General features: G+C 64.5%; 11 protein-coding genes and 1 pseudogene. 7 read left to right on the plus strand and 5 right to left on the minus strand.

Annotated features, from left to right (window positions below; all coding sequences use genetic code 11):
• Positions 1 to 61 precede the first annotated feature (61 nt).
• Positions 62 to 1,249, minus strand: a complete 1,188-nt coding sequence (locus tag G513_RS0100110) for a lipid-transfer protein (protein WP_022974795.1) — start codon at positions 1,247 to 1,249, stop codon at positions 62 to 64.
• A 236-nt stretch (positions 1,250 to 1,485) separates the two neighbouring features.
• Here G513_RS0100110 and G513_RS20535 point away from each other — a divergent pair, with 236 nt between their 5' ends.
• The 3 genes from G513_RS20535 (at position 1,486) to G513_RS0100125 (ending at position 6,332) form a co-directional block, all read left to right on the plus strand.
• Positions 1,486 to 2,886, plus strand: coding sequence for an NAD(P)/FAD-dependent oxidoreductase (locus tag G513_RS20535; RefSeq protein WP_022974796.1), 1,401 nt, complete (start codon positions 1,486 to 1,488; stop codon positions 2,884 to 2,886).
• Positions 2,887 to 3,174: 288 nt separating this feature from the next.
• Entirely contained in the window at positions 3,175 to 4,821 is a 1,647-nt protein-coding gene (locus tag G513_RS0100120) for a flavin-containing monooxygenase (protein WP_022974797.1), read from the plus strand.
• 146 nt (positions 4,822 to 4,967) lie between these two features.
• Entirely contained in the window at positions 4,968 to 6,332 is a 1,365-nt protein-coding gene (locus G513_RS0100125) for a TrpB-like pyridoxal phosphate-dependent enzyme (protein ID WP_022974798.1), read from the plus strand.
• On the opposite strand, the gene G513_RS20540 is transcribed toward G513_RS0100125, so the two are convergent.
• From G513_RS20540 to rpe, 4 genes and pseudogenes are all read right to left on the minus strand, one after another.
• Positions 6,329 to 7,195, minus strand: coding sequence for an alpha/beta fold hydrolase (locus tag G513_RS20540; protein WP_022974799.1), 867 nt, complete (start codon positions 7,193 to 7,195; stop codon positions 6,329 to 6,331). The two genes, G513_RS0100125 and G513_RS20540, sit on opposite strands and share 4 nt — an antisense overlap.
• A gap of 4 nt (positions 7,196 to 7,199) precedes the next feature.
• A pseudogene (locus tag G513_RS25250) lies at positions 7,200 to 7,406 on the minus strand (chorismate-binding protein); the annotation flags it as partial.
• A 20-nt stretch (positions 7,407 to 7,426) separates the two neighbouring features.
• Positions 7,427 to 8,857: an anthranilate synthase component I gene (trpE, locus tag G513_RS0100140; protein WP_022974801.1), complete on the minus strand. Its 1,431-nt coding sequence runs from the start codon at positions 8,855 to 8,857 to the stop codon at positions 7,427 to 7,429.
• Positions 8,858 to 8,994: 137 nt separating this feature from the next.
• Positions 8,995 to 9,687: a ribulose-phosphate 3-epimerase gene (gene rpe / locus G513_RS0100145; RefSeq protein ID WP_022974802.1), complete on the minus strand. Its 693-nt coding sequence runs from the start codon at positions 9,685 to 9,687 to the stop codon at positions 8,995 to 8,997.
• Between the two features lie 446 nt (positions 9,688 to 10,133).
• On the opposite strand from rpe, the gene katG reads away from it, so the two are divergent.
• The 4 genes from katG to G513_RS0100165 all read left to right on the plus strand — a co-directional run bounded on the left by katG (position 10,134) and on the right by G513_RS0100165 (position 14,230).
• The gene (katG, locus tag G513_RS0100150) at positions 10,134 to 12,344 is read left to right on the plus strand and encodes a catalase/peroxidase HPI (protein ID WP_028474950.1); all 2,211 of its coding nucleotides are present in this window, start codon (positions 10,134 to 10,136) and stop codon (positions 12,342 to 12,344) included.
• 145 nt (positions 12,345 to 12,489) lie between these two features.
• A complete protein-coding gene (locus tag G513_RS0100155) occupies positions 12,490 to 12,951 on the plus strand; it encodes a CopD family protein (RefSeq protein ID WP_022974804.1) in 462 nt (153 codons plus the stop codon).
• Positions 12,952 to 12,953: 2 nt separating this feature from the next.
• Positions 12,954 to 13,841, plus strand: coding sequence for a phosphoribosylaminoimidazolesuccinocarboxamide synthase (locus G513_RS0100160; RefSeq protein WP_022974805.1), 888 nt, complete (start codon positions 12,954 to 12,956; stop codon positions 13,839 to 13,841).
• Positions 13,842 to 13,849: 8 nt separating this feature from the next.
• The gene (locus tag G513_RS0100165; protein WP_022974806.1) at positions 13,850 to 14,230 is read left to right on the plus strand and encodes an MAPEG family protein; all 381 of its coding nucleotides are present in this window, start codon (positions 13,850 to 13,852) and stop codon (positions 14,228 to 14,230) included.
• Positions 14,231 to 14,239: the final 9 nt, after the last annotated feature.

Here is a 14,239-nt window from a genome sequence, read left to right on the forward strand (position 1 = left end):
GCTGGATCGAGTAGCGACATCCGGCGTCGTCGCGGTACGAACGACGCCGGGTCGATAGCGCTCAGACCGTTCCGTACAAGGTCACGACGCAGGCGCCGCCGATGCCGATGTTGTGCTGCAGCGCCAGCCGCGCGCCGTCGACCTGGCGCGGGCCGCAGACGCCGCGCAGCTGCTCGACCAGTTCCGTGCACTGCGCCAGCCCGGTGGCGCCCAGTGGATGGCCCTTGGCGAGCAGGCCGCCGGAAGGATTGGTCACCACCGCGCCGCCGTAGGTGTTGTCGCCGTCATTGATGAACTTCTCCGCACCACCGATCGGTGCGAAACCCAGCGCTTCATAGGTCACCAGTTCATTGGCGGTGAAGCAGTCATGCAGCTCGCAGACGTCGATGTCGGAAGGGCCGACGCCGGCCTGCGCGTAGACCTGATCGGCCGCCGCTTTCGACATGCCGAAGCCGACGGCTTCGATCATCGAGCCTGCTTCGAACGTCGACGGCCTGTCGGTGGTCATCGCCTGGCCGAAGATCGCGATGTTGGAGCGGATGCCGTGCTTCTTGGCGAACGCTTCGGAGACCAGGATCGCCGCCGCTGCGCCGCAAGTCGGCGGGCAGCACTGGGCGCGGGTCAGCACGCCGTAGATGGTCGGCGTGGCGAGGATCTGCTCGGCCGTCATCTGCTCGCGGAAGATCGCCTTGTCGTTGTGCTCGGCGTGGCGGCGCGCCTTCTCGGCGATCTTGGCGAAAGTGGCATTGGTCGCGCCGTACTTCTGCTGATATTCGAGGCCCGCGCCGCCAAACAGGTGCGGTGCCATCGGCGTGGTCGGTGCTGCCGGCTGCAGCGCGTGCGACTGCTCCATCCACTTGCCCATCGGCGGTGGCCGGTCATTGAACACGGCGGCGAGCGCGCCCGGCGCCATCTGCTCGAAGCCGACGGCGAGCACGCAGTCGGCCATGCCGCTGGCGATCGCCTGGCGTGCGAGGTACAGCGCGGTGGAGCCGGTCGAGCAGTTGTTGTTGACGTTGATCACCGGCACGCCGGTCATGCCGACCTCATAGACCACGCGCTGGCCGCAGGTGGAATCGCCGTACACATAGCCGGCGTAGACCTGCTGCACCTGCTCGTAGCCGACGCCGGCATCGGTCAGCGCCAGGCGGATCGCCCGCGGGCCCATGACGGTGTATGGCTCGGCGGCACTCGGCTTCAGGAAGGGAATCATGCCGACGCCGGCGACGATCACTTTGGCTGGGCTCATGGAATCGGGTCCTCGGGGAGTGGGGGTGTTGGTTCGGGGACGCAGAGTGTCGCCCGGCTGTCGCGCCTTGGGTCAAATCCTTGGTCGGGGGAGGGTTGGCCCCGGGATCGAGGCGGTGCCGGTCTCGCGACGGACGGAATGCACGGGCGGCAAAGCGATTTGCACGGTCCCTCAGGCGCCGGGCGCGGCGATTTGGATACTCGGCTGCACTCCCTTCCTGACCGCGAGAAACAGCGATGACGCAAACCATTGATACCGACTACCTGGTCATCGGCGCCGGCGGCATGGGGATGGCATTTGTCGACGAGATCATCACCCAGACCTCGGCAACGGTGACGATCGTCGATCGCAATCATCGTCCCGGTGGTCACTGGAACGACGCCTATCCCTTCGTGCGCCTGCATCAGACCTCCACTTGCTACGGCGTCAACTCGACGCCGCTGGGCAACGGCACCGTCGACCAGGTGGGCTGGAACAAGGGCTGCTACGAACTGGCCAGCGGCAGCGAGGTGGTCGCCTATTTCGACCAGGTGATGCGCCAGCGCTTCCTGCCGTCCGGCCGGGTCAAGTACCTGCCGATGTGCGACTACCGCGACGACGGCTCGGTGGTCTCGCGGGTCAACGGCAACAGCTATGAGATCCGCGCCAGGAAGGTCGTCGACGCGACCTACATCAACGTCACCGTGCCTTCGCAGCGTCCGCCGAAGTTCAAGGTGGAAGGCGGTGCCGTCTGCGTGCCGCCGAACAGCGTGCCGAAGCTGGCGCCGGAGTACAGCAAGTTCGCCGTCGTCGGCTCCGGCAAGACCGGCATCGATACCTGCCTGTTCCTGCTCGAAATGGGCGTGGCACCGGCGGACATCACCTGGGTGATGCCGAACGACGCCTGGCTGTTCGACCGCTTCACCGTCAACCCGGGTCGCAAGTTCACCGACATCATCACGGCGGGAAGAGTCGAAGTGCTGAAGGCCGCACTGGCCGCGGATTCGGTCGACGATTTCTTCCAGCGGGTAGTCGCCTGCGATCAACTGTTCCAGTTCGATCCCAAGGTGAAGCCGACCAACTGGCGCTGCGCGACGGTCACCAAGCTGGAACTGGAGCAGCTGCGCAGCATCCCGAACATCGTGCGCATGGGCCATGTCGATGCCGTGGCACCGGGCGAGATGCGCCTGAAGAAGGGCGTCTACAAGACCGCGCCCAAGACGCTGTACATCGACTGCGCCGCCGATGGCCTGAAGAATCGTCCGGAGAAGAAGGTGTTCGACGGCAACCGGATCACCCTGCAGACGGTGCGCATGTGCCAGCAGGTCTACAGCGCCGGCTATATCGGCAATGTCGAAGCCAACCTGACCGACGAAGCGCGCAAGAACGACCTCTGCCGCCCGGTGCCGCTGCCCCACGCCGCGAACGATTACCTGCGCTGTGCAATCCAGGACAGCGAAAACATGCTGATCTGGCTGACCGAGCCGTCGGTGGTGAAGTGGATCAACGAGTCGCGCATCGACCTGTTCAGCCCGATCTTCGATTTCGAATGCCCGATCATGGGCCCGCAGATCCAGGCGATGGGCGAACTGCTCAACCTCGCGATTCCGAAGATGCGCCAGCTGCTCGAAGACGAAAAAGTCACAGCTGCGGCCTGAGTGCGGGTTCCGACCCACGCTTTCCCGTAGACGCAAAAGCCCCCTCAGCCCTGGCTGAGGGGGCTTTTGCGTGGGCCTGCCGAATGCCGGCCAGGGTTCGTTTTGGCCATTCCCCTTGATCGCACGTCCCACACGAGCGGGTAGCTGTCAGCGCCCTCTCAAACGGTCATGATTCCGGCACCAGACGCTGGAAGAACACGCTCCGTGACCTTCCCGCGCTCGAAATCCATTACCGACCGCATGCCCCGGAAGGCTGCGACGGACCCAGTGCGATAACGGAGAGAACAGATGGCAACCGCTACCCAGAACGCGCCGGCTCAGACCGGCACCCCGCAGTACGACGCAGTAGTGATCGGCGCAGGCGTCGCCGGCCTGTACCAGACCTACCGGCTGAACGAGGCCGGCTTCACGGTGAAGGCCTTCGAGGCCGGATCGAACGTCGGCGGCACCTGGTACTGGAACCGCTACCCCGGCGCCCGCTTCGATTCCGAGGCCGAGATCTACCAGTACTGGTTCTCCAAGGACATGTACGCGCAGTGGAAGCCGACCGAGCGCTTCCCGGCGCAGCCGGAAACCGAGAAGTGGCTGAACCACGTCGCCGACCTGCACGACCTGCGCAAGCACTACACGTTCTCGACCCGCGTCACCGTCGCGCACTACGACGAAGCGAACAAGCTGTGGACGATCTCGACCGACAAGGGCGAGACCGTCACCGCACGCTTCTTCATCAGCTGCGCCGGCATGCTGTCGGCCCCGCTCGAGAACCGCTTTCCGGGCCAGGACACGTTCAAGGGCCGCATCTTCTACACGGCGCGCTGGCCGAAGGACGAGATCGACTGGACCGGCAAGACCGTCGGCGTGGTCGGCACCGGCGCCACCGGCATCCAGGTGATCCAGACGATCGCCCCGAAGGTCGGCAAGCTGAAAGCCTTCGTGCGCACGCCGCAGTACATCATCCCGATGAACAATCCGAAGTACTCGGAAGCCGACTGGAACAAGAAGGTCGAAGGCTTCGAGGATCTCAAGAAGCGCGTGCAGTCGACGTTCTCGGGCTTCGAATACGACTTCGCCAATGGCTCCTGGCATGACAAGACGCCGGCCGAGCGCCGCGCGATCTACGAGCATTACTGGAAGGATGGCTCGCTGGCGCTGTGGCTGTCGGCGTTCCCGGAAGTGTTCACCGATGAAGCGGCCAGCGCCGACATCTCCGAGTTCGTGCGCGAAAAGATGCGCGAGCGTCTGAACAACGATCCCTATCTCTGCGAAAAGCTGATTCCCAAGCCTTCCGACTACGGCTTCGGCACCCACCGCGTGCCGCTGGAAAGCAAATACCTTGAAGCCTACCTGCGGCCGAACGTGGAGATCGTCGACTGCCGTGAATCGGCCATCGAACGCGTCTTGCCGAACGGCGTGCAGATGAAGGACGGCACCGTGCACGAGGTCGACATCCTGGTGCTGGCCACCGGTTTCGACGCCGGCTCGGGCGCCCTGAGCCGCATCGACGTGCGTGGCCGTGGCGGCCGTTCGCTGAAGGAGGACTGGGGCCGTGACATCCGCACCGCGATGGGCGTGGGCGTGCACGGCTATCCGAACCTGTTCACCACCGGCGTGCCGCTGGCGCCGAGTGCCGCGCTCTGCAACATGACCACCTGCCTGCAGCAGCAGGTCGACTGGATCAGCGACTGCATGATCCGCCTGCGCGACAAGGGCGTGACCGAGATCGAAGCGACCAAGGCCTTCGAGGACGCCTGGGTGCAGCACCACGACGAAACCGCGAACGCGACCCTGATCGTCAAGACCGATAGCTGGTACATGGGCTCGAACGTCGAAGGCAAGCCGCGTCGCCTGCTGTCGTACTGCGGTGGCGTCGGCACCTATCGCGGCAAGTGCGATGAAGTGGCGGCCAAGGACTACGAAGGTTTTGCGATGAGCTGAAGTCTGCCCACGCAGGCTGGCGCCCAGGGCGCGACCGTTCGACGGTCGCGCCCTTTTTCTTGGCCGAGGCGTGGCCCGACTTGGAGCGATGCAGATGATCGGGTAGCGTTCCCACCGTCGTCACAACAACGAGGAGAGCCCGAGAAATGACGCCGCTTCACATCCATCTGGAAGCCGACGAGATCCCGAAGCACTGGTACAACGTGGTCGCCGACATGAGCAATCCGCCGGCGCCGCCACTGGGGCCGGACGGCAAGCCGGTGACACCGGAAGCGATGGGCGCGATCTTTCCGGGGCCGATCCTCGAGCAGGAAATGTCGGCGCAACGCTGGATCGAGATTCCCGAGGAAGTGCGGCAGATCTACGCGCAATGGCGGCCGTCGCCGCTGATCCGCGCGCTTCGGCTGGAACAGGCGCTGGGCACGCCGGCGAAGATTTTCTACAAGTACGAAGGCGTCTCGCCGGCCGGTTCGCACAAGCCGAATTCGGCGGTGCCGCAGGCCTACTTCAACAAGCTGGCGGGCACCAAGCGGCTGACCACCGAAACCGGTGCCGGCCAATGGGGCTCGTCGATCGCCTACGCCGGCCAGATGTTCGGGCTGCCGGTGCGCGTCTACATGGTCAAGGTCAGCTTCCAGCAGAAGCCTTTCCGCCGCTCGATGATGCAGACCTGGGGCGCGGAAGTGTTCGCCAGCCCGACCGATCGCACCCAGGCCGGCCGCAATGCACTGGCGGCCGATCCTAACTCGATGGGCTCGCTGGGCCTGGCGATTTCCGAAGCGGTGGAGGAAGCGGCGGCCAACCCTGGCGTCTGCTACACGCTGGGCTCGGTGCTGAACCACGTGGCAATGCACCAGACCGTGATCGGCCTGGAAGCGAAGAAGCAGTTCGCCAAGATCGGCCTCTATCCGGACATCATCTTCGGCCCCTGCGGCGGCGGTTCGAGTTTCGCCGGCATCGCTTTCCCGTTCCTTGCCGACAAGATGGCTGGCGAAAAGCGCGCGCAGAACCTGCGCTGTGTGGCAGTCGAGCCAAGCTCCTGCCCGACGCTGACCAAGGGCGCCTACGCCTACGATTACGGCGACGCCTCGGGCTACACCCCGATCATGAAGATGTACACGCTCGGCCATGACTTCATGCCGCCGGGCATCCACGCTGGCGGCCTCCGTTACCACGGCGATTCACCGCTGGTGTCGCAGCTGCTGTTCGAGCGGCAGATCGAAGCGATCGCCGTGCCGCAGGTCGCGACCTTTGCGGCAGGCGTCCAGTTCGCGCAGGCCGAAGGCATCATTCCGGCACCCGAGTCCTGTCACGGCATCCGTGCGGCGATCGACGAAGCGCTGCGCTGCAAGGTGACCGGCGAGCCGAAGGTGATCCTGTTCTGCCTCACCGGCCACGGCCATTTCGACATGGCGTCGTACGACCGGTATTTGTCCGGCCAGCTCGAGGATTACGACTACCCGGTTGATGCGATCAACGAATCGCTGAAGAACCTGCCGAAGGTCGGCTAGCGCGGCTGCGGTGACGGCAGGTGCCGGCGAAGAAAGCCGGAGACGCCGTCGTTGAAAGCATCATTGCGGTCGCCGGCAACCATGTGGCCGGCGGCCGCGACATCGCAGACTTCCAGCGCCGGCAGATGGATGCGGAACTCGGCGATGCTGTCCTCGCTGACGATGTCGCTTTCCATGCCGCGCACCAACAGGGTTGGCACCCGAACCCGAGCCGCGGCTTCGTACAGCCGTTCGGTGAAGCGCGGTGGCTCGGAAACCACCTGGGCATTGGCCACGAAAGCAGGATCCCAGTGCCAATGCAGGCGACCGTCGGCACGCTTGCGCAGGTTCTTCATCAAGCCTGAGGGATCGCGTGGCCGGCGGCGCTGCGGGTAATACGCGGCGACCGCATCCGCCACTTCCTCAAGCGTCGCGAAGCCATCCGGCCGCGCGCGCATGAAGGCGATGATCCGTTCCGCGCCTTCGGGATTCAGCCGCGGCACGACATCGACCAGCACCAGCGCGCTCGCGGCACCCAGTTCGGCCGCGGCGATCAGCGACGCCGCGCCGCCCATCGAAGCGCCGACCAGCGCCGGGGGTGACGGCAAGGTCCGGACAATCGTCTGCAGGTCGGCGGCGAGTCGCTCGATGCGGTAGTCGCTGATCGGCGACCAGTCACTTTCGCCGTGACCGCGAGCATCGACATTGATCACCTGATAGCCGTCAGCCAGCAGCCGCGCCATCGCCGTGCCCCAGGAATGCCGGGTCTGGCCGCCGCCATGGCTGAGGATCACTGCCGGCGCCGCTGGATCGCCACCGACATCGGCCGTGAGCGCCACGCCGTCATCGGCGAGATAGCGGCGGACAACGGTCGTTGCGGTCACGGCTTCAACGGTCCGGCTTCGCGCCCAGCACGTCGGCCGTTGCCCGCATCACGGCGCGCGACTTGTTGACCGTCTCGTCCCATTCGGACTGCGGCATCGAATCGGCAACGACGCCGCAGCCGGCCTGCGCGTGAACCACGCCGTCCTTGATCACCGCGGTGCGGATGGCGATGGCCATGGACCCCATAATGTTCTCGCCGTCCCAGCCGAGCATGCTGCGAAAGGAGACGGTCACGGCTTCGCGCCCAGCACGTCGGCCGTCGCCCGCATCACGGCGCGCGACTTGTTCACCGTTTCGTCCCACTCGGACTGCGGCACCGAATCGGCGACGACGCCGCAACCAGCCTGCGCGTGAACCACGCCGTCCTTGATCACCGCGGTGCGGATGGCGATGGCCATGTCCATGTTTCCATCCCAGCCGAGATAGCCAACCGCGCCGCCGTAGATGCCGCGGGCGACCGGTTCGAGTTCATCGATGATCTCCATCGCGCGGACTTTCGGCGCGCCGCTCAAGGTGCCGGCCGGGAAGGTCGCGGCCAGTGCGTCGAGCGCATCGAGGCCTGGCTTCAGCTGGCCGGTGACATTGCTGACAATGTGCATCACGTGGCTGTAGCGCTCGACGATCATCTTCTCGGTGAGCTTCACCGAGCCGGTCTGGGCAACCCGGCCGACATCATTGCGGCCGAGGTCGATCAGCATCAGGTGCTCGGCGATTTCCTTCGGATCGGCCAGCAGATCGGCTTCCAGCGCGCGATCTTCCTCGACCGATTTGCCGCGCACGCGGGTGCCGGCAATCGGCCGCACGGTGACTTCGCCCCCTTCGGCGCGCACCAGGATTTCCGGGCTCGAGCCGACGACGTGGTGATCGTCGAGGTTCAGGCAGTACAGGTAAGGCGATGGATTCAGACGGCGCAGCGCGCGGTACAAGGTCACCGGCGGCGCAGTGAACGGCGCGCTCATCCGCTGCGATGGCACCACCTGCATGACGTCGCCGGCGGCGATGTAGTCCTTGACCTTCAGCACAGCCTGTTTGAATGCGTCTTCGCCGAAGCCGGAAACGAATTCCGGCATCGGACCCGTCGCGGCCGGCAGCGCCGGCGTCGGTTCGGCGAGCATGGCTTCGATCGCATCGAGCCGCGCTTCGCCACGCTTCATGTCCGCAGGCGATGACGGATCGGCGTGAACGATGAGGGTCAGGGTCGCGCGCAGCGCATCGAACACCACCAGCTCGTCCGAGCGCATCAGCAGTACGTCGGGCGTGCCGAGCGGATCGGGCTTGGCGGCCTTCAGGCGCGGCTCGAACAAGCGCACGCATTCGTAGCCGAAGTAGCCAACAAAGCCGCCGGAGAAACGCGGCAGCTTGTCGTTCGGGGCGACGCGGATGGTCGCCGCGTGCTCGCGCAGCCAGACGATCGGATCGGCCGCTTCGACCGTCCGGGTGACAACGCCGTCGACCGTCACGGTGACCGTGTGGCCCTTGATGCGAACGATCTCGCGCGCACTCAGGCCGATGAACGAGTAGCGGCCCCAGCGCTCGCCGCCGTGCATCGATTCCAGCAGATAGGTGTACGGGCGATTGCCCAGCTTCAGATAGGTGCCAACCGGCGTATCAAGGTCGCCGGGCAGCTCGCGCGTCAGCGCGACATGGGTGTATTCGGACATGGCAAACGGGTATTCGGTGGAAGGGAGCGTTCAGCCCCGGGCGCAGCGGGTTCGGCGACGACGGATCACCATCGCCAACCGGCTGTGCCTGCTAGGTCCACCCAGCGTGTCATGTCCCGTTCCAGCTCCTGTCAACCTCAGGCTTTGGCAATCTCGGCCCGCATGGCGGCAATGGTAGCCGCGTAGTCACTGGTATTGAAAATCGCCGAGCCGGCGACGAAGGCATCGGCGCCGGCGGCGGCGATCGAACGGATGTTGTCGACCTTCACGCCGCCATCGATTTCCAGGCGGATTTCGTGGCCGGTTTCGGCGTGATGGGCGTCGATCAGGCGGCGCGCTTCGCGGAGCTTGTCGAGCGCGCTGGGCAGGAAGCTCTGGCCGCCGAAACCCGGGTTGACCGACATCAGCAGCACGATGTCGACCTTGTCCATGACGTAGCGCAGGTGATCGAGCGGCGTCGCCGGGTTGAACACCAGGCCGGCCTTGCAGCCGGCATCGCGGATCGCCTGCAGGCTGCGGTCGATGTGCTTGGTCGCTTCCGGATGGAAAGTCACCGAGCTGGCGCCTACCTTGGCAAACAAGGCGGCCAGTGCGTCCACCGGCTCGACCATCAGGTGCACATCAATCGGCGCCTTCACCCCATATTTGCGCAGCGCTTCGCAGACCATCGGCCCGATGGTGAGGTTGGGAACGTAATGGTTGTCCATGACATCGAAATGGACCCAGTCGGCCCCGGCAGCGAGAACTTTCGCCGTATCGTCACCAAGACGTGCGAAATCAGCCGACAGAATGCTCGGGGCGATGACGGCGGGCAGCGGTGACAGGCTCATGGGGATTCCGCTTGGATAGAGGTGGAAGTGCGCGGAATCTAACAGATTTGCTCGGATTTGCCTGTTCCTGATTATGCTGTCGAAAACCGATTCAAATGGGCTTACAGGTGGACAGATACATAGATTTATAGAATCAATAAAATAAAAACGATTGTCTTTACCAATTTATCGGCAGTCTTCAGACTGCGGAGCATGCTCGATGCGGTGGTCGATGCAGAAGCGGATGCCGATCTTTGTTCTTTGCGGCCGGCCTAATTCGCAAACCAGCAAAAAATTGCGAATCCGTGAAGTCAACCATCGAATTCATCGGTCGCAATACCTAGATCTGGGATGAGCTCTGAGCGGTGCAAGTCGTGGGCTTGCCCGGGCAAAATCAAGATTCCGAAATTCGATCAAGTCATCCATCGCAAGCGGCAATAACTAAAGATCAGCAACAGGAGAGAACCATGTCAACCGAACCGAAATGCCCGATGTCGGGCGGCGCTCTGAAGCCACCTTTAGCGGGAGCCCGAACCAATGCGGACTGGTGGCCGAATCAGCTCAACCTGAAGGTCCTCAGTCAGCACTCCTCGAAGTCCAACCCGATGGACGAGTCGTTCAACTACGCCGAGGCGTTCAAGCGCCTCGACCTCGATGCCGTGGTCAAGGATCTGCATGCCCTGATGACCGATTCGCAGGACTGGTGGCCGGCGGACTACGGCCACTACGGCCCGTTCTTCATTCGCATGGCCTGGCACAGCGCCGGCACCTACCGCATCGCCGACGGCCGCGGCGGCGCCGGCTTCGGCACCCAGCGTTTCGCGCCACTGAACAGCTGGCCGGACAACGGCAACCTCGACAAGGCGCGCCGTCTGCTCTGGCCGATCAAGCAGAAGTACGGCCGAGCGATCTCCTGGGCCGATCTGATCGTGCTCACCGGCAACGTCGCCCTCGATTCGATGGGTTTCAAGACCTTCGGCTTTGCCGGCGGCCGTGAAGACGTCTGGGAGCCGGGCGAAGACATCTACTGGGGTCCTGAAAAGGAATGGCTCGCGAACAGCGACAAGCCGGACAGCCGCTACTCCGGTGACCGCGATCTGGCAGAACCGCTGGGCGCGGTGCAGATGGGCCTGATCTACGTCAACCCGGAAGGCCCGGACGGCAAGCCGGACCCGCTGGGCTCGGCTCGCGATATTCGCGAAACCTTCGCCCGCATGGCGATGAACGACGAAGAGACCGTGGCGCTGACCGCCGGCGGCCACACCTTCGGCAAGTCGCACGGCGCCGTCGACGCCGCCAACATCGGCCCGGAGCCGGAAGGCGCAGCCATCGAGGAACAGGGCCTGGGCTGGATCAACCGCCACGGCTCCGGCCACGGCGTGCATGCGTTTACCAGCGGCATCGAAGGTGCCTGGACGCCCACGCCGATCACCTGGGACAACAGCTACTTCGAAACCCTGTTCGGCTATGAGTGGGAATTGACCAAGAGCCCGGCTGGTGCCCACCAATGGAAGCCCGCGGGCGGCGCCGGCAGCAGCACCGTGCCGGATGCCCATGACCCGAGCAAACGCCACGCGCCGACGATGACCACGGCGGACATGGCGATGCGCATGGATCCGGCCTACGAGAAAATCTCGCGGCGCTACATGGCGAACCCGCAGGAACTCGCCGATGCCTTCGCCCGTGCCTGGTACAAGCTGACGCATCGCGACATGGGCCCGCTGTCGCGCTATCTCGGCCCGCTGGTGCCGAAGGAAGAACTGCTCTGGCAGGACCCGGTTCCGGCCGTCGATCACAAGCTGGTCGACGAGCAGGATGTTGCCGCGCTGAAGGGCAAGATTCTCGCCTCAGGCCTGTCAATCTCCGAGCTGGTGACCACGGCCTGGGCGTCGGCAGCGACGTTCCGCGGCAGCGACAAGCGTGGCGGCGCCAATGGCGCGCGCATTCGTCTGGCGCCGCAGAAGGACTGGGAGGTCAACCAGCCGGCTGAACTGGCCAAGGTGCTGCAGAAACTGGAAGTGATCCAGAAGGACTTCAATGCTGCGCAGTCCAGCGGCAAGAAAGTCTCGCTGGCGGATCTGATCGTGCTCGGCGGCTCTGCTGCCGTCGAAGCTGCGGCGAAGAAGGCCGGGCACGACATCAAGGTGCCGTTCTCGCCGGGCCGCACCGATGCCTCGCAGGAGCAGACCGACGTCGACACCTTCGTGGTGCTGGAGCCGACTGCAGATGGCTTCCGCAACTACATCCGCAAGGGACAGTCGGGATCGGCCGCCGAGCAGCTGATCGACAAGGCGCAGCTGATGACCTTGACCGGCCCGGAGCTGACCGTGCTGGTCGGCGGCTTGCGCGCACTGAACGCCAATGTCGGCAAGTCCGCGCACGGCGTCTTCACCAAACGGCCGGAAACCCTGAGCAATGACTTCTTCGTCAATCTGCTCGACATGAGAACCAAGTGGCAGAAGTCCGCGAGCGCCGAAGGTGTGCTGGAAGGGCGTGATCGGACCAGTGGCGAACTGAAGTGGACGGCCACCGTCGTCGACCTCGTGTTCGGTTCCAACTCGCAGCTCCGGGCGCTCGCCGAGGTCTACGCCTGCAGTGACGCGCAACAGGTTTTCGTGCGTGACTTCGTGGCGGCCTGGACCAAGGTGATGAACCTGGATCGCTACGACCTCGTCTGATCGGCCAGAAGAGCTGGACGCAGCGAAACGCTTGAACTGCTGAGCAACATCAGGCCGCCGGGGCGATCCGGCGGCCTTTTTCGTGGCGCCGCGGCAGGCACTTCAATACAGTGACGACCTGTTCGTTCCTGCCATCGACTCGCCCATGGGTATCGCTCTCTCTGTCCACACCTTGTTCGCCGCCATCTGGGTCGGCGGCATGTTCTTCGCCTACGTCTGCCTGCGCCCGACCCTGGCCGGCATCGACGCGAAAACCCGCACCACGCTCTGGGCCCAGGTGCTGCATCGTTTCTTCGGCTACGTGTTCCTGTCGGCCGCGCTGCTGCTCGGCACCGGCCTGCACATGATCCGCGGTCTCGGCGGCATGGCTGTGGTCGGCAAGCATGTCCACATCATGCTGGGGCTCGGCGTCGTGATGATGCTGCTCGCGCTGCACGTCTACTTCGCGCCGCTGAAGCGCCTGAAGCGTGCGGTGATCGCCGGTGATGTTGCCGAAGCCGGCCGCCGAATCGGGCAGATCCGCATCTTCGTCGGTATCAATCTGCTGCTGGGCCTGATCGTCATCGTCGTCGCCAGCGGCGGCCGCTACTTTTTCGCCGGGGTCTGACGATGACGGCTCCGCTGCATGAAGCGACGATCAACAGCCTGCCGAAGCTGCACAGCGGCAAGGTCCGCGATCTTTACGCGCTCGGCGATCACCATCTGCTGATCGTCACCAGCGATCGCCTGTCGGCATTCGACGTGATCCTGCCCGATCCGATTCCGGGCAAGGGCGCGGTGCTGAATGCGCTGACCGCGTTCTGGATGGCGCGCTTCGAAGCGCTGATCCCGAATCACTTCGATACCTCCGTCGATCTCGGCCAATGGCTGAACCCGGCCGAACAGGAGCAGTGCGAAGGCCGCGCCGTGGTCGCCAAGAAGCTGGTCGCACTGCCGGTGGAAGCGGTGGCGCGCGGCTATCTGATCGGTTCCGGCTGGAAGGACTATCAGGACAGCGGCGCGGTCTGCGGCATTCCGCTGCCGGGCGGATTGATGCTGGCCGACAAGCTGCCGCAGCCAATCTTCACGCCAGCCTTCAAGGCGCCGAAGGGCGAGCACGACGCCAACATCTCGTTCGACGACACGGTGAAGCTGGTCGGCGAAAAATTAGCCGCGCAGGTCCGTGACATCACCTTGCGGCTGTATCAGGAAGCCTCCGAATTCGCAGCGACGCGGGGCATCATCATCGCCGACACCAAGTTCGAGTTCGGCGTCGATGAGCACGGCACGCTACATCTGATCGACGAAGTGCTGACGCCGGATTCCTCGCGCTTCTGGCCGGCAGCCGCGTATCGCCCCGGCATCAGTCCGCCGAGCTTCGACAAGCAGTACGTTCGTGACTATCTGGAAACCCTCGACTGGAACAAGACCGCTCCTGGCCCGAAGCTTCCCGATGAAGTGATTGCCCGCACCGCGAGCACTTACCGCGAAGCCCAACGCCTCCTCACCGGAAACTGAAACGACTCATGACGACCGCTTACTGGTGTGTGCTGATCGCCGCCTATCTGCCGATTGCCTGGACCGGCATGGCCAAGTTCGGCGCCGGCGGCAAGGATTTCGACAACGCCGCGCCGCGCGCGATGCTGGCCAAGCTCGACGGCTGGCGGCAGCGCGCGAACTGGGCGCAGCTGAACGGCTTCGAAGCGTTTCCGCCATTCGCCGCCGCGGTGATCATTGCCCATCTGCTTGCCGTGCCGCAGGCGCGGATCGATCTGCTGGCCATGGCCTTCATCGCCGCCCGCGTCGTCTACGGCATCCTGTATCTCGCGAACCTGCCGTCGTTGCGCTCGCTGGCCTGGATGATCGCCACCGGCTGTGTCGTTGCGCTGTTCGTGTCCGCTGCCTGATCAGTCTTT

It is taken from the genome of Nevskia ramosa DSM 11499, assembly GCF_000420645.1.
GTDB classification, from domain to species: domain Bacteria; phylum Pseudomonadota; class Gammaproteobacteria; order Nevskiales; family Nevskiaceae; genus Nevskia; species Nevskia ramosa.

Coding starts and splice junctions, on each gene's coding strand:
- rpe (WP_022974802.1), bottom strand. CDS start 9,687: ATGAGCCTGTCACCGCTGCCCGCCGTCATCGCCCCGAGCATTCTGTCG.
- G513_RS0100165 (WP_022974806.1), top strand. CDS start 13,850: ATGACGACCGCTTACTGGTGTGTGCTGATCGCCGCCTATCTGCCGATT.
- katG (WP_028474950.1), top strand. CDS start 10,134: ATGTCAACCGAACCGAAATGCCCGATGTCGGGCGGCGCTCTGAAGCCA.
- G513_RS0100155 (WP_022974804.1), top strand. CDS start 12,490: ATGGGTATCGCTCTCTCTGTCCACACCTTGTTCGCCGCCATCTGGGTC.
- G513_RS0100125 (WP_022974798.1), top strand. CDS start 4,968: ATGACGCCGCTTCACATCCATCTGGAAGCCGACGAGATCCCGAAGCAC.
- G513_RS0100120 (WP_022974797.1), top strand. CDS start 3,175: ATGGCAACCGCTACCCAGAACGCGCCGGCTCAGACCGGCACCCCGCAG.
- G513_RS20535 (WP_022974796.1), top strand. CDS start 1,486: ATGACGCAAACCATTGATACCGACTACCTGGTCATCGGCGCCGGCGGC.
- G513_RS0100110 (WP_022974795.1), bottom strand. CDS start 1,249: ATGAGCCCAGCCAAAGTGATCGTCGCCGGCGTCGGCATGATTCCCTTC.
- trpE (WP_022974801.1), bottom strand. CDS start 8,857: ATGTCCGAATACACCCATGTCGCGCTGACGCGCGAGCTGCCCGGCGAC.
- G513_RS0100160 (WP_022974805.1), top strand. CDS start 12,954: ATGACGGCTCCGCTGCATGAAGCGACGATCAACAGCCTGCCGAAGCTG.